We start from the raw sequence: 17,982 nt of genomic DNA, 5'->3' as shown, positions 1-17,982 counted from the left end.
AGCGAGGCATTATCATAACAGAGATAGTGTGTTGTTTTGCATTGATGATAAAAATGCCGTCTGAAAACTTTCTGTTTTCAGACGGCATGTCTTAATGGCTATTAAATGACTTCAATAGTGCATCTTAGTAGCGCAAACGGCGTCTGGCGTAGCTTGGTTGGCGAGGACGGTAGGTATAACGGTTCGCCGCAGGAGCTTTACTGTCGTCATAGTAGTACGCAACATTATTACCGTTAATGGTCGTATTGTTGACGCTCAAACCGGTTGGAGAGCCGGTAGTGATAACAACATTGTCGCTTTGGATGGTGTTTGCCGTATTGGTTACGGTGGCGTCGTTTTTACCTTTGGCGTTGATGCCGCCGTTTGGTTTGCCTGAAGCGTAGCTGCCGTTGACATTGACGGTCAGATTTTTTTCGTTAACGCTGCTGATCGCGCCGGAAGTATTGACTTTGTTGCCTTCTACTTCAACGGAGTTATTGGATACCAGGTTGGTACCGTGCAGGTTGACGTCGCCGTTGTTGGCATTGATTTTAATATCGTTGCCGGCCGCTACATTCGCGCCTGCGGCGGTAGAAGAAGCGTTATCGGTTTTGTTGACGCCGACAGAGCCGTTGACGTGAGGAACGGCAACACCGGTTTCAACATTGATTGTCGCCCCAGCGCCGATACCGACATTAACGGCTGTACCTTGGTTGGAGGCAGTATTGGCTGACTCGGTGAAGGTTACGCCGTTGCCTGCGGTAATGTTGACGTTGTTGTTGGCAGTAATGTTGGATGCGATTTCAGCAGAGTCTTTGGCGTTGATGACAACATTGGTCGCATTCATATCGCCTTTGACGGCGGTGGATTCTTTTTTGTTTTCATCAGCGTAGTTGACGTTCAGGTTGGCATTCACATCAACGGTTGAACCGTCTTTGGTGTATGCGCCGATAGTCAAAGAAGCGCCGCCTTGTTTGCTGCTGCTGTTGCTGGTGTTGTGGGCGGCAGTGTTGTGGTATGAACCTGCATCAATGTTGATCGCACCGGTAACATCGTATTTTGTACCTTCATCAGACACTTTGTTATTCGCCAAAACGATGGCATTGCCTGCGTTGATGGTGGTTACGGTTGCAGTGGATTCATTGTGGGTCGAAGAGTTGCCTTGACCTTGTGCAGTGATTTCACCGCCGATGCCTTTGTTGGTGCTGATGCCGGCAGAAACGACCAAACCGCCGCCGTTTTGTTTCACATCGGATTTTGCACCGCTGTGTGCCGCTGCATGGGTAACGTTTTTGGCAGACTCAACCACATTGCCTGTCGCATTAATCACGGTACCTTCTTGATTAATATTGCCGTTGGCAGTGATGGTGGTATTACCGCCGGTGTTGATGTTGGATACATGGGATGTATTCGTTACGGTGGTTGCATCTGTTTTGGTGCTGGTAATGCCGACAGATACGCCGATGCCTGCAACGTTATTTTTTTCGTATGCAGTAGCAGATACGCCCAAATCGGTTACGCGGCCGGATTCGGTCACAGTGTTGCTGCCTTTGGATGCAACAATATTTACGTCATTGGCTGCGGAAATGTTGACGGATTCTTCGCCGTTGATTTGGCTGCCGCTGACGGTAACGTTTGAGTTGGAAGACAACTGGGTGTTTTTACCGGTCAAAATGCTGCCGTTTAGGCCGACAGAGTGGGTGTCGGTGTGGGTATCGGTAAATTTGATACCCGCTTTGGCAGTCACGCTGCCGTTTTCTTTATTGGTTTCGATACCAGAGTAGCCTTTGATGGAATACTCGTTGACCTGTTTGTTTTCTACCGCTTTGGCAGCATCAATGGTCAAATCGCCTGCGGAAGAGAGTTGCAGTTTTTGTGCCGCAAACAATGCAGAACCGATCACATTGATGTCTTTGTTGGAAACAACGGTCAGGTCGGCATTGGAAACCAGGGTGGAACCGGTTACTTTTTCAATGCTGCTGTTGCTGCTGGTTTTAGAGGTAGTGATATTGAAAATCGTACCTTTACGCGCGCTTTGTGTGGAAGTATCGGTGCTGGTGGCGTTTTTAATATCAACATTGCCTGCTTTGGAGCTGACGAATGTACCGGCTTGGCCTTCAACGGTACTGCCGTAAACGTTGACGCCGTTTTTTGCACCCAAGACTACGTTTGAGTTGGCAGTAATGCTGCTGCCGTGCAGGTTTTCGGTACGGTTGTTTTGAACTTGGCTTTCACCGCCGAACAGGCCGCCCCAGTATTTTTTCTGGTCGTCGAGGCTGTTGGTATTAGTGGTGGTTTGAGTGCCCAAGTTAATCTTGTTGACATCGGTAACGATATTGCCGTTTGCCGCAATGCTTGCGCCGTAAGTGCTCAAATCACCTTCGGAAACCAAACCGATATCACCGGCTGCGGAGATTTTAGTTTGATGGGCGGAAGAGTTTTTTGAAGATTTTGTAGCGATGCCAGTTTTCAGGGCAGCAGTTTCATTTTTGAAGCTGACATAAGTCGAGCTGCTGTCGGTTTCGCTGTTGCTGCTCAATATGATGCCTTGTTGGGCGGCAATGCGTGCATCAGCAGCCGAGTTCAGTTCGGTCGCGTCTAATTGGACTTTGCCTGTGGTGGCAATATTGACAGGGCCGGCATTAATTTTGGTTTGATGCAGGCTTTCGTCAGTAGAGGAGCTCAGGTTGTTGTTGTACCAAAGGCCTTTGCTTTGAGTATGGTCGGATTCTATACGGTTGGTGGTTTTTACCGCGTTAGAATTGATATTGCCTGTGGCAGAAGCAGTCAGCGCGCCGGCATTGATGTTGGCTGCGCTCAGGTTAAGGCTACCGCTATTGTTCAAAGTCAATGACTCAGATGCATTGATATTGCTGGCGGTAAAGGTTTCCGTTTTGTTGCGGTCCGAACGGAAGTGCTGAACATTTTTTGCCTCTTTGCCGCTGGAAGATTTGTTAGCAGAATGGCTGTTAACCGTGCCTTTGATGTCGGTATCACGAGCAAATAATTCCATTTGTGCGCTGGTCAGATTGGCTGACTGGATGCTCAGGTTGCCTTTGCTGTCGATATTCAGGTAGCGGGTGCCGGTAATGGCGGCATTTTGAATGTTTTGTTTGGCGCGTTTGTCGGTCGCGTGGATACGGATGGTACCGGCGCGCATACTGCCGAAGATATGGCCGTCAAGCACCGGCGCATTTGAAGCAACGTCCAATGCTTCGATTTGTGCGGTTTTGTAGTCGAAGTTGCTTTTGCCTGAAGAAACGTTGATGGCATCGGCGGCATTGACGTTGGCTGATTTGCCGACAACAACTTGCGGCGCGAGCAGGTCAACTACGCGGTTGCCGCTCAAATTGCCGTTTACTTGCAGTTGTTTGCCATTGTCGCTGATATTAAAAGATTTCAACGTGCCGTCTGAAACGGTTGGCGTACCGACAACCAAGGATGTGCGGTTGGCATTCAGGATGCTGCCGCCGTTGTGGGTAATGCCGTTAGGGTTTGCCAAAACATAGTCTGCGGCAATACCGAAGATCTCTTGCTGACCTAAGATCAGAGAAGGGTTTTTGCTGACCACTTCGTTCAAGATCACAGATGCAGCCTGACCTTGGAAGTTTTTGTTGGCAGACAGGTTTCCGGCCAGTTGGGATTTACCAGCAGACAGGGCGTTATTCAAAACGGCACCGTGTTGGGAAACGTTGTACTTGTTATATTGGTTGTGAGAAAGACCTTGAGCCGTCGGTGCGGCAATGTGGACGATGTCAACATTGCGTTGCTGCTGTACCGAAGTTTGGCCGATGGCTTCGATATTGGCCGCTACCGCTGCATTTCCCAGGAATGCAAAGCACACGGCGACAGTTACTTTGCCGGAAGCTGAGAGCTTAGGCTGATATAAAGTGTCGATTTTCATGGATTTTAATCCTTATTTATCGTGATGGAGATTGAATCAGAAATCCCATATCGGGTATGAGATTTCTGTTGAGGAAATTTTGAATGTATTAACATTGTTATAAAATTTTTTACAATAATACCACCAGTACGGCCTTGTGTGCACTATTTCAAATGCAAATATAAACCGCCCATCTTATTGATATTAATGAAAAATTAATAATGTTAAGATGGGCGGTTTATATATTGGATAAAAGGATATATATTTACATAACTTTAAAATGGAATGCGCAAAGAAACGGTCACATGATCCTGTATTTCACTGTTTGATTGGTTGGGCATGCGCGCAAAACCTTTGCCATAGTCGGCAGAAAGTTGCCATTTATCCGCCTTGCCCAAATTCAAACCTGCAACCACACCCATGGCGCGTTGCGAACCTTCGTTATTGTTTTTGGCAACGCCGATGTCTGCACCCAGATAAGGCTCGATATAGATGCCGTGAGGCGTATTGCGGCGGAAATAAACGGTATTGCTTAACAGGACTGCGCTGTTTGCGCTCAAAGAAGTTGAACGGAAACCGCGTACATTTTGATGACCGACGACGTCCATTTCTTTGGTGGCAAACAAATCATGAGGGCTATATTGGGCATCGATTTGGTGATGGTTGCGCACGATCCATTTACCCAATGGGCGGTTTTGAATCAAATTGCTTTGCAAGGATACAGAGGTATAGCGCTTGTCGAACGGCGTATGTTCGGTATTTTTCGCAAACCCTTGTTCCACGCCGATATTGTTGAGCCAAATACCGTTTGGCAGGATGGTTGTATGCGACAGGCCGACTTGTGCCGAATAGATTTCCGGGCTTTGCAGTTCCAGTTTGCTGTCGGCAAATTTTGCAGTCTGTTTCACATAATCGATGCCGGCATAGGCGGAGGTAATGTGTTTTTGACTGCGTGAAAATACGCGGTCCGCTTTGATTCCTGCCGCTTTGGATTTGGAGCGGTAGGCATAGCGCGTTACGCTGGGCGTTAAGATGCTTTGCGATTGCGACGCGGCGGCGTAAGTGCTGAATGTCCATGCGCCATAAGGTACTTGGTAGAACATACTGCCGCCGCGACTGTAATGGCTGTCGTGATTGTTTAGATTGGTATAGCCGTTTAGATAAAGGGAGTCGCTCAATCCCAACGGGCTGCCGATATTCAGGCTGCCGCGAAGTGTCGTGGTATTGGGTTTGCTGCCTTTATTGTCGATGGTGACGCTGCCGCCCCAATGTTTTTGGGCATCGTTGTTGAGTTGGATGGAGGCGGTGCCGTCATCATGCGGATAAACATCGATGCTGACGTTGTTGCCGGCAACATGGTTTGCCTGTTCAATACCTTGGTCGAGGTATTGGATGTTTAGAGGTTTGCCTTGATGATCGGGGAAGAGGGTATCGACGTTGACTGTACGGGAGCCGCCGGTAATCTCACGGATTTTGCCTTCGATGACTGCCAATTTCAGGACGCGTTCAGACGTGGTTTCAAATTTGATTTGCGTATGCGGATAGCCTTGAGCGATATACTCGGCAACGATGTCCCGGTTCAGTTGGTTGATGTTGTTTTGATTGATGCATTTGGGTAACTTGGCTTCAATCTTTTGGGAATCGATAAGGGTAATGTCGGAAAGCTCGATACCGGTGTAATCCAAGCATTCGGTATTGTTTTCAGACGGCACCTCTTGTGCAACCGTGTCGTTATCTTGTTTTTTCTGTAAATCCCATGCCGACTGCTCGCGTTTTTGGATTTCGACCGAATGAATCTGATCGAGGTTGTCGCGGAAGTCTTTGTCGAATTGGTTGGGTACGTTTTTATCGATTTGATCAAGCGGATTCGGCGTATTGGCCGCATAGGCGTTCAGCGCGGAGAGAATCAATACGGGCAGGGGAAGAAGGCGGGATTTATACATGGTGTCGTAATTTTATAGGGATAATAATTGGGTTTATTTTATCGAAAATAGCTGCTTGGGGCGTATCAGTTTTTATCGTTGTCTGTAATCAGGGTTTATTAAGCAACGATGGGATAAATTTCTATGATAATACCATAAAATATTAAGGGAATTTAAATAACAAAAACCTGCCTTTGAAAAGGCAGGTTTTTTTCAGACGGCCTTTGAGCCGTTAAAGATTTTGCAAACGTTCGACAGAAGGTGCGTAGTAGTAAGCACCTGATACGGCTTTAGACAAATGTTTCAGCAGTAAGTCGGTTTTGCCGTCAGATTCGCCGAACATATTGAGCAGTTGAACTTCAATATTGTGCAGCGTGTTGCAATAGGAAGTGAACATCAAACCATGTTCGCCGCTGAGTTTGCCGAAGGGTAGGCTGCGGCGGACAATTTTCAGGCCAACGCCGTTTTCTTTAACATTGACGCGGCCGAGATGGGAATCTGGCAGGCGCACGTCTTTGCTGAATTCGTCATTGGTTTCTTTGCTGCGGCCAACGCTGGCTTCTTGTTCGGCAGTGGGAACGGCATCCCATTTTTTCAAATCGTGCAGGTATTTTTGCAGCAAAACATAGCTGCCGCCGGCATCAGGCTTGCCTTCGGGAATAATGGCGACATTGCGCACATTGTCATCGCCCTGCGGATTTTCCGTACCGTCGACAAAACCGTCCAAGCCGCGGTCTTCATACAGGCGCAGGCCGTGTTCTTCAGTGGCTACGCGGATGCTGTCGCCGAATGCGCTGAAAACAGATTGGGCCAAGGCGTAGGCGGCTTTTTGCTCGGTGGCTTGAATGTGGATATAGAGGTCGTGTTGGGTGGAGGGTGCGAGGCCGTTGCCCAATTCTGGGAAAGGTTTGATTTCGCTGCCTTCGTCAGTATGGCCGAACGATTGCCATGCGCGGCTGCCAAAGGCAATGGTCAAACCCAAAATATCATTCGGAAAACGGGTTTTCAGTTTAGCCAGAGCCTCCAAAGAAAGACGGCAGGCAGATTTGATGTCTTCATTGCGGCCGTCTGAAATGTCTGCTTCGATAAAAATACCGGCTTGTGCGTGATCAGGAATAATGGCTGATTGGGGATGGCTCATGATGATTCCTTTCAAAATATTATGGGTTTTTACGCGGGGGATTATACACTGAAAGTTTCAGACGGCCTAAAATCTGCCTTTTGATTTTTTAGGGCGGAAAGGCATGTTTGGCAAGATGTTTTTTGTGAGCGTCATTCTGTTGCAAGTGTTTACATTCGGGCTCGGGCGTTCGCTGCAATGGTTGTTTGCGCCTTGGATTGGCAAAGTCGGCAGACGTTGGCTGATGGGTATTTCCTATTTCATTACAAACGGCTTGTTGGTCGGTTTGCTGCTGGAGTTGGGACATATAATATTCCGCGCGATGGCGTTTTGGATGGTGATCTTGCTGTTTGTGATGTATGCCGCGCTGGCGACATTTATCCTGTATCTTTTGCTGCGCCGTTTTATGGCACGCCAACTGCTGTCACGAAGCCTGCGGCTGTTTGCGCCTTTGTTTGTGGCCGGTTTGCTCGGTTTTGGGATGTATAACGCCTATACGCCTGTTGTTCGCCATCAGACTGTATTCATCAATAAGAAAATGGATAAGCCGCTGCGTATCGGCGTGGCCAGCGATTTGCACTTGGGGATTTTGTTTGGCGCGCGTCAATTGGACAAGCTAACGGACATCATGAAGCGGGAAAAAGTCGACATGGTGTTGCTGCCGGGGGATTTGATGGACGATACCGTTGATGCCTACCTTAAAGAAAACATGAAACCGCATTTGCAGAAGCTGACTGCGCCGATGGGCGTTTATGCCACTTTGGGCAATCATGACTGGTTCCGCGATCAGAAGCGTATCAAACATGAATTGGAAGCGGCAGGTTTGACGGTTTTGGCCAATCAGGTTCTGGAAGTGAATGGTGTGTTGCTGGTAGGGCGGAGCGATGATTTGGATCGCAAGCGTCCCAGTGCGGAGCAGCTTTTGGAAGGTCAAAATACCCAATTACCGGTTTTATTGATGGATCACCATCCTACTTCAATCGAAACCCATGCCCGGCTGCCGATTGATGTGCAGGTCTCCGGCCATGTCCACAACGGCCAAGTTGCACCTGCCAACCTTATCGTCCGTACGCTTTATCGTCTTGCTTACGGTTATGAGGCGATCGGCAACGGCCATTTTTTCACCACTTCGGGCTACGGCTTCTGGGGCATTCCCCTTCGTTTGGGTTCGCAATCAGAAGTGTGGGTTATCGACATCAAGTCAAAGCATTGAAATAGAAATATAAACTTCAGGCCGTCTGAATTTTAGACGGCCTTTTTTATGAAAATTGGGAAAAAATATTAAAATTGGATTATAATCAATGTAAAAAATCAGCCACCGGTATGAGTGGCATCATAACTAGGGAACTCACTATGGGCATTATCAGTCTTGCACTTATTTTCGTATCAATCGCCGCCGTCTTATTGTATTTCAAACAACAGTTGAAAGACCGCAAAAAAGACTGTCGCGAATCCTTTGTCTCTTTGCGCATTGCGCTTGACTGCCGACATCAGGCCGTCCGTCATGTATTGGATGCATACAGCAAACACCTGCAAGAGCAGGGCATTGCATCGGATCGAAACGTTCAGCAGATGTGTGCCGAAGTCGAAACCGCATTGGCGCAAACTGCCAAAACATTTTCCGAATCCAAGATCAAACATCTGTGCGAAGCCGAAACAGCATTGAATCATGCGCTGAAAAAATTGCAAACTGCCGTCAAAGGCCTTTTGAAACAGTATCCTGATGAGAAATTGGCCGGTTTGATGGAAATGCTGGATGCAGCAGAGGCGGAAGTTGCATCGGCACGCCGCACTTACAACCGCAGAGCCGGAAGCTACAACCATCATTTAAACAAGCTGCCCAACCGCCTTGTCGCCAAGCCATTAGGTTTTGACAGGCAGGCAAGATTGGTTCATTTTACGGAAAACCAAACGCAACGCATGAGCAGCAATATGTTGGCTTAAAAAAATAAGCAGTTTGCTGAATAAGCGATAAACAAAAGGCCGTCTGAAATATTAATTTCAGACGGCCTTTTATGTGCTGTTAATGAAAAACACTTAGGCCTTGGCCAATTTATTGAGCAAAGCGGATCAGGCTGTCGGCAAGCTTATCGGCTGCAGTTTCATAACCTTGTGCAGAGAAGTGGACGCCGTCTTTGGCTGCCAAGCCTTGAGCCATCCAGTTTTTCATGCTGCATGCCCCGCCCATCGCATCCTGCCAAGACCAGAACATGATTTTTTCGTCATGGGCAACGCGTTGCTGCATTTGTTGTACTTCGCTGAGTAAGACTGGACGGTTGCCGCAGCTGCCGTAGGCAGTTTTCAAAGATTCCGGAGCGCCGAGGATCAGGATACCTGCGTTAGGCAGGGTGTTTTTGATTTGACGGATGTAATTGCGCCATGTCCGCTCGGTAGAGGAAATATCGAGGTTGCCGGAAAAGGCTTCATTGGTACCGTAGGCAAGGATGATTAAATCGGCTTTGGTTTGTGCCAAATCTTCCCACATGCCCGGCCGCCATTTTGACCATTGGGATAACTGCGCGCCGTTGATGCCCATGGCGGAAACGGTTACGCCGCGTCCGGGGCGTTCGATATTAATGAAACCGATTTGCCAAGGCATGCCGCTGCTGAGGGTCATTGGCAGGGAGGTATTGGTATGCAGCAGTTGCCAACCATTTTGTGTGGCAGGGATTTCGCGTCCGTTGACGGTCAGGGTTTGCTCTGACCAAACCGGTTTGCCGAAAATGGAGATTTGTTGCATATCCATGCTGCCGTCGGCTGCGCTTAAGGTAACGCTGCCGCCATCGGCGCGTGCTTCAATCCCGCCGAAAGAAAAATCGCTGTGTGATTTGCGGCTGCTGATGGTATTCCAACCGCTGCCGTTGTAACGGACGGTTGCCATGCGCTGGCCTTTGACGGTGTTGGGGTAAACCCAACCGATGCCGCCGTTGCCCCATTTTTGTTGCAAACGGCGGCGCAGGCGGTCGGTGAAATAGTCGCCGGCGGTGTGTGAGTCGCCGACTTGGATAATGCGGAATTTGCCGTCTGAAGTATTGTTGAGCTGTTGCAGTTTGTTCAGCCAGGCAGGGCGGTTGGAGTCGTAGTTGCTTAACAGGCCGTCATTGGAGGCGCAGGCGGTAATAGGGAGTGCGAGAAGCGTGAGGAGTAAGGTTTTATTAAATTTCATGGTTGTGTATCGTGTGTAAAATTAATTTTTTCCATAATTTTTCCGGCCAATAGCTTTTGGCCTTCTGCGGAAAAGTGAATGCCGTCCTTACTGCGGTAACGGATGATTTTTCCATCTACTTTGACAGAGTCGGCATATTCTTCTGCGCCATTGCTCAACAGTTTGTCGGTCGGCAGCCAAATGGCTTGAGGCGACACCGTACCTGACAGGATTTTGTCGAGGTAGCGCATCTGTTCGTTGAGCTTGGCTTTTTTCATGTAAGGAATGCCCAGCCAAATGACTTGGACATCATGTGTGGAGGCTGCATCAAGAATACGGCGGACGCGGTTGAGGTATTCTGCCTCCCATTCGGGGGAGGCGAATTTCAGGTATTTTTTACCCATCGGGAAATCCCAAGGGTCGTTGGGGCCTAAGAATACAACCAAAACGCGGATATCGGGTTCTTTTTGCAAAGTTTGTTCGATGGTTTTCGGCCAGTCGAAGAAATTGGGGTAGGACAAACCGGTACTTTGTTTGCTGAGGTTGACCGATTGTACGCCATATTCTTGCTTGAGGTGTTTTTGTACGAAAGGTGCAACGCCCTGCATCAGTGAGTCGCCGGCAAAGAAAACTTTGTTGCCTTTTTTCAACACGACCTGTGTTGCCGACTGATCAGCCTGATTGCTTGGCTCGCTGGCTGCGGTATCTGTATTGTTAGCCGCATCGGAAGCAGCAGAGTCTTTTTGATTGTCGGATACTTCAATGTTTTCCGTATTTTCAGACGGCCTTGTTGTTTCAATATCAGAGTCTTCCGAAACCAAAGCGTCTTCCGTTTCCAGTGAAGCTTTCAGGCCGTCTGAAAATTCGTAGGCTTTTTGTTGCCAATCCGCACCGATACGCCACCAAGTGTATTCGGATAAAGGCTCAAGCGGACTGTTCTCATGATAGGTCTGCTGCCAATAGGCATTGATAGAGTTTTGGGCAAACCACGTCAGCGCAACCGCACTGAGCAGAATCGAAACAAACAGGGAGATAAAGCGTTTCATGTTCTGCTCCTTAGAAGTTGGCGTAAATAAAGCCGGGAATGCCGGACGGGGCGAAGACGATAATCAGGGCGAGGATAAGTGTGATGGGAATAAACCACAGCCATGCAGGCAGTTTGTCCAAGCCTTTTACCGATGCTTCAAATGAGCGAAGCAAATACGGGTACAGCAAAAGCATCATCGCAAATGCACCCAGCAACATGAGGTCGGTCGGCAGAGGCGCGTTCCAACCTTTATCATTGGCAAATAATGCGCTGAACAGCATTTCCGTATCGGCAAGCGTTGCGCTGTTGAACACGACAAAAGCGAAACAAACGAAATGGAAAGTAAACAGCCAGGCAAGCGGTTTGCCGATTTTCAGACGGCCTAAGGCATTGCGGCCGACGATTTTATCGCCGCAGTTAAGGAACACCAACGCCGCACCGTGCAGCGCGCCCCAAATTAAAAAGCTCCAGCCATAGCCATGCCAAATGCCGGAAAGCAACATAGCAATCATCAGATTGAGCTGGGTGCGGCCGAAGCCTTTTTTGCTGCCGCCCAAAGGGATATAGATATAGTCGCGAATCCAAGTGGACAGGCTGATATGCCATCTGTCCCAGAAGTCGCGGATGTTGATGGCGCGAAGCGGCGCGGCAAAGTTTTTCGGCAGTTGGAAGCCGAGCAGCATGGCCAAGCCGATGACCAAATCCGAGTAGCCGGAAAAGTCGAAAAAGAGTTGGAAGGTGTAGCCATAAATCGCAGACAGAACGCCCCAGCCGTCGAACTGAGCCGGATTTTCAAAAACAGGCGATACCCAACCTTCCGCTAATACGCCGGCAAGCCACCACTTTTTGGCAATGCCCAACATAATCAGGCCAACCGCCAAAGCCGGATAAATCAGCTGGCGTGCTTGTTTGGTGCGGATTTGCGCCAATGCACCTGCTTGTTCGCCGTCTATGCTTTTAAAAGCGGTCGCACGGATAATCGGGCCGGATGTGATGGTGGGGAAGAAGCTCAGATGCAGTAGGAGCTCGTGCCATTCAAAACGGTCTCCCTTAGGCTCACGGTAGCAATACACCAAGTAAGCCAGCGATTGGAAAGTGTAATAAGACAAGCCCAGAGGCAAAAGGATGTCGATGACGGCGCTTTGTCCTGTATATTGCTGAATAATCGGGCGGAAAAAGTCGAAGTATTTGAAGAAACACAAAACAGTCAATGCCGCCAAAATACCGCAACCCAGCCAAAATTTGCGGATATGCTCGTTTTCAGAAAACATCAGCACGCTGACCAGGTAAACCACAGACGAGTAAACCAAAATCAGCGCGGCAAAGATGGGGTCGATACGGTAAAGCCAGCCCAGTCCGGCAACCAAAAGTAAAACGTTTTGAACTTGCGGCAAACGTGCAAATGCCCAGTACAGCGGCAAAAATACGATAAAGAATACCGCAAACTCAATAGACAACAACGGCATGACAATTCCTTGATGTGTTTAAACTTTCAAACTTTTCGATTGATTGTTATTTTTTGGCGTTAAGTTTGGCGCGGACGACTTCGACTACCGCAGGTAAAATCGAAATCACGATGATTGCCGCCATGACTAAGCCCAGATTGTTTTTGACGACGGGGATATTGGCGAAGAAGTAGCCTGCATAGGAAAACGACAATACCCACAACACTGCGCCGATAATGTTGTAACGGATAAACGTCGCGTAGTGCATATCGCCCATACCGGCGACAAATGGAGCAAACGTCCGCACAATCGGCACAAAGCGCGCAATGATGATGGTTTTACCGCCGTGTTTTTCATAGAACGCATGGGTTTTTTCCAAATACGAACGGCGGAAAATTTTGGAATCAGGATTGGCAAACAGTTTTTGTCCAAAATACTTGCCAATCATAAAGTTGGCCGCATCGCCTAAAATAGCGGCCGCCAAGAGCAGCAATACCATGACGTGGATGTTCATGCCGCCGATGGCCGCAATACCGCCGGCGGCAAAAAGCAGCGAGTCGCCGGGTAAAAATGGCGTTACGACCAAACCAGTTTCGCAGAAAATCACAACAAACAAAATCGCGTAAATCCACGGGCCGTATTGGGCGGAAAGGTGGACAAGGTGTTGGTCGATATGGAGGATGAAATCAATAAGGGTAGAAATCACTAGGGTTCCCCAAATAAAAAGGCCGTCTGAAAAAGAACAGACAAATGTTTCGGCGAGAAGTTCGACATTGTAAAACCAAAGCGGAATAAAACCAATGCCGTAAGCGCGTCAAGATATGTTTAGAAGTGCAGATATGTTGCAGGTATAGGTTTCAGACGGCCTTTATCCTTGATGGTGGACGGCAAAACAACGTAAAATAAAGCCGATTTCAACCTAACCGGTGCGCCTTTGTGAACCAGCTCATCTTCGATTTTGCCAGCCATGATTATCCCGGCTTCGACAAATTTCTGGGAACAGAAAATGCCGAGCTGGTGTATGTGTTGCAGCACAAACATGGGCAGTTTATCTATGTTTGGGGCGAAGAGGGCGCAGGCAAAAGCCATCTCTTGCAGGCATGGGTCGCCCAGGCGCTCGATGCCGGACGAAATGCCCTCTATATTGACGCCGCCGCCACGCCGCTGACAGAAGCCGCGCTGGATGCGGAATATCTTGCCATTGACCAAATCGAAAAGCTTAATAATGAAGAACAGGCTTTACTGTTTGCCATCTTCAACCGCTTCCGCAACAGCGGCAAAGGCTTTTTGCTTTTGAGTTCCGAATATACGCCGCAGCAACTCGTTATCCGCGAAGACCTGCGCACACGCATGGCGTATTGCCTGGTTTACGAAGTCAAACCGTTGACCGACCGGGAAAAAATCGATGCGCTTGTCAGCATGGCCGCCGCCCGTCAGGTAACTATCGATCCGGAAATCTTCGAATACCTGCTGAACCATTGGCGGCGCGATATGGACAGTCTGATGCAAATGCTCGATACCCTCGACAACTATGCCGTTATGATGGGCAAGCGTATTACTTTGCCGCTTTTGCGCCAGCTTTTAAAACAACAGGAAACCCAATGAAAAACCTTGCCATTTTCGATCTCGACAATACCTTGATCAATACCGATTCGGATCACTCCTGGCCGCAATACCTGATTAAAAAAGGCATAGTCGATGCTGCCGAAACCGAGGCGCAAAATGAAAAGTTTTACCAAGACTATCAAAACGGTTGTCTTGATATTGACGCCTTCCTCAAATTCCATCTCGCGCCTTTGGCCCGTTTCAGCAAGGAAGAATTGGCTGAGTTTCATCGTGAGTTTATGGCTGAATATATTGTTCCGTATATTTCCCCGATGCAGCGTATGTTGGTGCAAAGCCATCAAATAGCGGGCGATGAAATGTTGGTTATTTCTTCGACCAACGAATTTATCATTACTCCAATCTGCCATCTTTTCGGTATTCACAACATTATCGGCACACAGCTTGAAACCGGCGAAGACGGCCGATATACCGGCAACTATGTTGGTACGCCCAGCCTGAAAGAAGGCAAAATTACTTGGTTAAAACAATGGCTTGCCGAGCGCGGCGAGACCTTTGAAAGCTACGGCAAGGTTTATTTTTACAGCGACTCCAAAAACGACTTGCCGTTGCTGCGTATCGTGGACGAACCTGTCGCCGTCAATCCGGATGCCGAGCTGGAAAAAGAAGCCAAAGCAAAAGGTTGGCCGATTTTGAATTTCAAATAACGACGAATCAGGCTGTCTGAAATATTTAACCTAACCACAACCCTAATAAGGACTAAAACATGAAAACGACTAAACTCCTCGCCTCAGCCCTGTTGTTTGCCGCTGTATTCGGTACTGCACAAGCAGCCGATACCGAAACTCTGGAAGCCATGAAAGCGCAAAACGGCAGCGTTAAAACCGTTTTGATGGATGTCTTCACAACTCCTGCCGGTAATGTTGACCGCGTGAATATCATTCAATCCAGCGGCAATCCTGAAATGGACGAACGCGCAGTGAAAAGCGTTTCCAAATATCCTTATCCGAAACGCAAAACTGCATCTAAATATCAACACACCGTTACTTTTGAAACCAATGTTGAAGTAATTAACAACTGATTCGGACGCAAGGCCGTCTGAAAAACAGAAGGCGTTTTGATTGGGAAATTCCCTGTCAAAACGCCGTTTTATTCGTTAAACAAGTATAACCAAAATTGCCGTAAAACCACACGCTCCGGTGCTATACTAAAACAAATAAACCGCTTCATCACACATCATGTCTCCCCGTCCAGTTACCATTACTTCCTACAATATGCACAAAGGCATGTCCGCACTCAACCGCAAAGTGCAGGTCAACCGTATGGCTGACGCGCTGGGTGCATTGGGTTCGGACGTTTTGTTTTTACAAGAAGTCCAAGGACAACATCTCAACAGAAGCCGCCGTACCGACTTTCCCGATGCGCCGCATTACGACATCATCGGCGACAGTCTCGATTATCATCGCAGCTACGGTAAAAATGCCGTCTATCCCAAACGACACCACGGCAACGCCATTCTCAGCCGCCTACCGCTGAAAACGGAAAACAACCTCAACATCAGCGTCAACAAACTCGAACAACGCGGCCTGTTGCATTGCGAAGTCGTGCCTGAAGGTTGGGAAGATCCGCTGGTGTGTTTGTGCGTCCACCTCAATCTGCGCGAGCCGGACCGCCTTAAACAATACCGCACCATCAGCGATTACGTTGGCCGATATATTCGTCCGGAAAGCCCGTTGATTATCGCCGGCGATTTCAATGACTGGCGGCAGAAATCAGCGCGTGAGCTGGGCAGGGCATTAGATTTGAACGAAGTATTCGTCGATAATACAGGCAAACGCCCCAAAACTTTCCCTTCGCGCCTGCCCATCCTCAGCCTCGACCGCATTTACACGCGCAATCTTGATGTCATCGATTCTGAAATCCACAACAGTAAAGACTGGCAGCATTTGTCAGATCATCTGCCATTGAGTGTAACGGTTAGGCCGAATCGTAAAATGAATATGAAATCAGATAGAAAAATGTAAGGCTGAAATTTTTTAAAGCACTATTGGTAATGTATCGAAAGAAAAAGTTTTTTCAATCAGATATTTGATATAAAAACAGGCCGTCTGAAAAGTTTCAGACGGCCTGTTTAAGTTTATAAAAAAGCGCAAACCTTTTTATATCAAAAGTTTGCGCTTTAAATCTGGTGGAGGCGGGGGGAATCGAACCCCCGTCCGAAAGTCCTCTACAGAGCGTTCTACATACTTAGTTGTGTCTATTTAGAATCTCGTCCCCATCATGCCGACCAACAGGCCTTCAGAGAACCAGTTACCTTAAATCTCGTTTCCTGCCAAGTAACCCGACAGAAAACCAGTCAATGTAGAATGACGTTGCGGTAGCTTGCGCTACACAGCCCATTGACCAACTGCTGCAACGGCAGGCCTTAAGCGGCCAGTGCGTAAGTTTCGTCGTTTGCGACTATTTAAGTTCAGTGTTTTACGGGAAATCTGAGACCCCGGTATGCCCGCATCTGCTTTGCAACCCCCGTCGAAACCAAGATCGCCCCCAGATAGGAATAGTCGATTATACGCATGTCAGCAGGCTTTGCCAAGTTGCTGTTTGATTAAAAAGGCCGTTTGAACAGCGGTTTGCTTTTTCAGACGGCCTCTTTGTTTAGGTTTATTGATGGTAGTTTTGCAAGAAGCGTTTGAGTTTGTCCATGGCTTCTTCGATTTGATGAACGGGCGGCAGGGTAACGATACGGAAGTGGTCGGGGCGTATCCAGTTAAAGCCTGTGCCTTGGACGAACAAGACTTTTTCACGCACGAGCAAATCGTAGACGAATTTCATGTCGTCATGAATGCCGTACATTTCGGTATCGATTTTGGGGAACATATACATCGCGCCCATCGGTTTGACGCAGGAAACACCGGGGATTTGGTTGATCAGCTCCCATGCCTTATTGCGTTGTTCCAACAGGCGGCCGCCGGGCAGGATAAATTCGTTGATGCTTTGATAGCCGCCCAATGCCGTCTGAATGGCATGTTGCATCGGCGTATTGGCACACAGACGCATGGAGGAGAGCATGTCGAGACCTTCGATATAGCCCTTGGCATGATGTTTCGGACCGTTGAGCACCATCCAGCCTTGGCGGAAACCGGCCACGCGGTAGGCTTTGGAGAGGCCGTTAAACGTAATGGTCAGCAAGTCGGGGGCGAGGGCGGCAATGTGATGGTGTACGGCGTCGTCGTAGAGGATTTTGTCGTAAATTTCGTCGGCAAAAATAATCAGGCCGTGTTTGCGCGCTAATTCGGCGATTTCGAGCAGGATTTCTTTGCTGTACACCGCGCCTGTCGGGTTGTTGGGGTTGATGACGACGATGGCTTTAGTTTTAGGCGTAATTTTTGCTTCCATGTCGGCCAGGTTGGGGAACCAGTTATTTTCTTCATCGCATAGATAATGGCGGACGGTACCGCCTGCCAGTGTTGCGGCGGCGGTCCACAAAGGATAGTCCGGTGCGGGAATCAGAATTTCGTCGCCGTCGTTGAGCAGCGCCTGCATGGACATGGTAATCAATTCGGAGACGCCGTTGCCGATGTAAACGTCGTTGACGGTAACGTCGAGCAGACCTTTGGTTTGGTAGTAGTGGACGATGGCTTTACGTGCTGAATAAAGGCCTTTGGAGTCGCAATAGCCTTGAGAAGTCGGCAGGTTGCGGATGACGTCAACCAAGATTTCATCAGGCGCTTCAAAGCCGAACGGAGCCGGATTGCCGATATTGAGCTTGAGGATTTTGTTGCCTTCTTCTTCCAGTTGCAGGGCTTTTTTGTGAACTGGGCCGCGAATATCGTAGCAAACGTGATCCAGTTTGGATGATTTAGGGAATTTCTCCATGATGTGTGTTCCGTAAAATTGT

The 17,982-nt window shown here is 48.5% G+C and carries 14 protein-coding genes and 1 other RNA gene; 6 read left to right on the top strand and 9 right to left on the bottom strand.

All coding sequences use genetic code 11. The features are described 5' to 3' along the window. Nucleotides 1-124 precede the first annotated feature (124 nt). The 3 genes from ACTHR7_RS00660 to ACTHR7_RS00650 all read right to left on the bottom strand — a co-directional run bounded on the left by ACTHR7_RS00660 (nt 125) and on the right by ACTHR7_RS00650 (nt 6,925). Nucleotides 125-3,883 (bottom strand): hemagglutinin repeat-containing protein, encoded by a 3,759-nt coding sequence (locus ACTHR7_RS00660; protein ID WP_440370144.1) that lies wholly within the window; start codon nt 3,881-3,883, stop codon nt 125-127. A 254-nt stretch (nt 3,884-4,137) separates the two neighbouring features. Beyond that, nucleotides 4,138-5,805 (bottom strand): ShlB/FhaC/HecB family hemolysin secretion/activation protein, encoded by a 1,668-nt coding sequence (locus ACTHR7_RS00655; protein ID WP_440370143.1) that lies wholly within the window; start codon nt 5,803-5,805, stop codon nt 4,138-4,140. 211 nt (nt 5,806-6,016) lie between these two features. After that, nucleotides 6,017-6,925, bottom strand: a complete 909-nt coding sequence (locus ACTHR7_RS00650; RefSeq protein WP_070459946.1) for a Dyp-type peroxidase — start codon at nt 6,923-6,925, stop codon at nt 6,017-6,019. 103 nt (nt 6,926-7,028) lie between these two features. On the opposite strand from ACTHR7_RS00650, the gene ACTHR7_RS00645 reads away from it, so the two are divergent. Further along, nucleotides 7,029-8,117: a metallophosphoesterase gene (locus tag ACTHR7_RS00645; protein WP_440370142.1), complete on the top strand. Its 1,089-nt coding sequence runs from the start codon at nt 7,029-7,031 to the stop codon at nt 8,115-8,117. A gap of 140 nt (nt 8,118-8,257) precedes the next feature. After that, nucleotides 8,258-8,848: a LemA family protein gene (locus tag ACTHR7_RS00640; protein ID WP_070459952.1), complete on the top strand. Its 591-nt coding sequence runs from the start codon at nt 8,258-8,260 to the stop codon at nt 8,846-8,848. 109 nt (nt 8,849-8,957) lie between these two features. Here ACTHR7_RS00640 and ACTHR7_RS00635 read toward each other — a convergent pair whose 3' ends face one another. The 4 genes from ACTHR7_RS00635 to ACTHR7_RS00620 are packed head-to-tail and all read right to left on the bottom strand — an operon-like array spanning nt 8,958 to nt 13,227. Further along, nucleotides 8,958-10,070 carry an SGNH/GDSL hydrolase family protein gene (locus tag ACTHR7_RS00635; RefSeq protein WP_440370141.1) on the bottom strand — a complete coding sequence of 371 codons (1,113 nt, stop codon included), beginning with the start codon at nt 10,068-10,070 and terminating at the stop codon, nt 8,958-8,960. Further along, entirely contained in the window at nt 10,067-11,095 is a 1,029-nt protein-coding gene (patB, locus tag ACTHR7_RS00630; protein WP_440370140.1) for a peptidoglycan O-acetyltransferase PatB, read from the bottom strand. The genes ACTHR7_RS00635 and patB overlap by 4 nt, the downstream gene beginning before the upstream one ends. Before the next feature lie 10 nt (nt 11,096-11,105). Then, on the bottom strand, nt 11,106-12,542 hold the full coding sequence (locus tag ACTHR7_RS00625) for an MBOAT family O-acyltransferase (protein ID WP_440370139.1): 1,437 nt from the start codon (nt 12,540-12,542) through the stop codon (nt 11,106-11,108). 46 nt (nt 12,543-12,588) lie between these two features. After that, nucleotides 12,589-13,227, bottom strand: a complete 639-nt coding sequence (locus tag ACTHR7_RS00620) for a DedA family protein (protein WP_070459965.1) — start codon at nt 13,225-13,227, stop codon at nt 12,589-12,591. A 230-nt stretch (nt 13,228-13,457) separates the two neighbouring features. Between ACTHR7_RS00620 and hda the strand changes: the two genes are divergently transcribed. The 4 genes from hda to ACTHR7_RS00600 all read left to right on the top strand — a co-directional run bounded on the left by hda (nt 13,458) and on the right by ACTHR7_RS00600 (nt 16,108). Then, the gene (gene hda / locus ACTHR7_RS00615; protein ID WP_003682428.1) at nt 13,458-14,126 is read left to right on the top strand and encodes a DnaA regulatory inactivator Hda; all 669 of its coding nucleotides are present in this window, start codon (nt 13,458-13,460) and stop codon (nt 14,124-14,126) included. Continuing rightward, on the top strand, nt 14,123-14,791 hold the full coding sequence (locus ACTHR7_RS00610) for an HAD family hydrolase (protein ID WP_440370138.1): 669 nt from the start codon (nt 14,123-14,125) through the stop codon (nt 14,789-14,791). The genes hda and ACTHR7_RS00610 overlap by 4 nt, the downstream gene beginning before the upstream one ends. 59 nt (nt 14,792-14,850) lie before the next feature. Continuing rightward, on the top strand, nt 14,851-15,165 hold the full coding sequence (locus ACTHR7_RS00605) for a TonB family protein (protein WP_003747161.1): 315 nt from the start codon (nt 14,851-14,853) through the stop codon (nt 15,163-15,165). Between the two features lie 157 nt (nt 15,166-15,322). After that, complete coding sequence (locus ACTHR7_RS00600) at nt 15,323-16,108, top strand: endonuclease/exonuclease/phosphatase family protein (RefSeq protein ID WP_063068775.1); 786 nt, start codon at nt 15,323-15,325, stop codon at nt 16,106-16,108. 162 nt (nt 16,109-16,270) lie between these two features. Here the strand turns inward: ACTHR7_RS00600 and ssrA are convergent. Then, nucleotides 16,271-16,633, bottom strand: a transfer-messenger RNA (tmRNA) gene (gene ssrA / locus ACTHR7_RS00595). A gap of 112 nt (nt 16,634-16,745) precedes the next feature. After that, entirely contained in the window at nt 16,746-17,960 is a 1,215-nt protein-coding gene (locus ACTHR7_RS00590) for a pyridoxal phosphate-dependent aminotransferase (protein ID WP_440370137.1), read from the bottom strand. Nucleotides 17,961-17,982: the final 22 nt, after the last annotated feature.

It is taken from the genome of Neisseria sp. P0007.S010 (assembly GCF_051962875.1).
In the GTDB taxonomy this organism is placed as follows: Bacteria; Pseudomonadota; Gammaproteobacteria; order Burkholderiales; family Neisseriaceae; genus Neisseria; species Neisseria subflava_A.
Note: the sequence above shows the minus strand (reverse complement) of the source record. Positions and strands in the feature narration are given on the sequence as shown.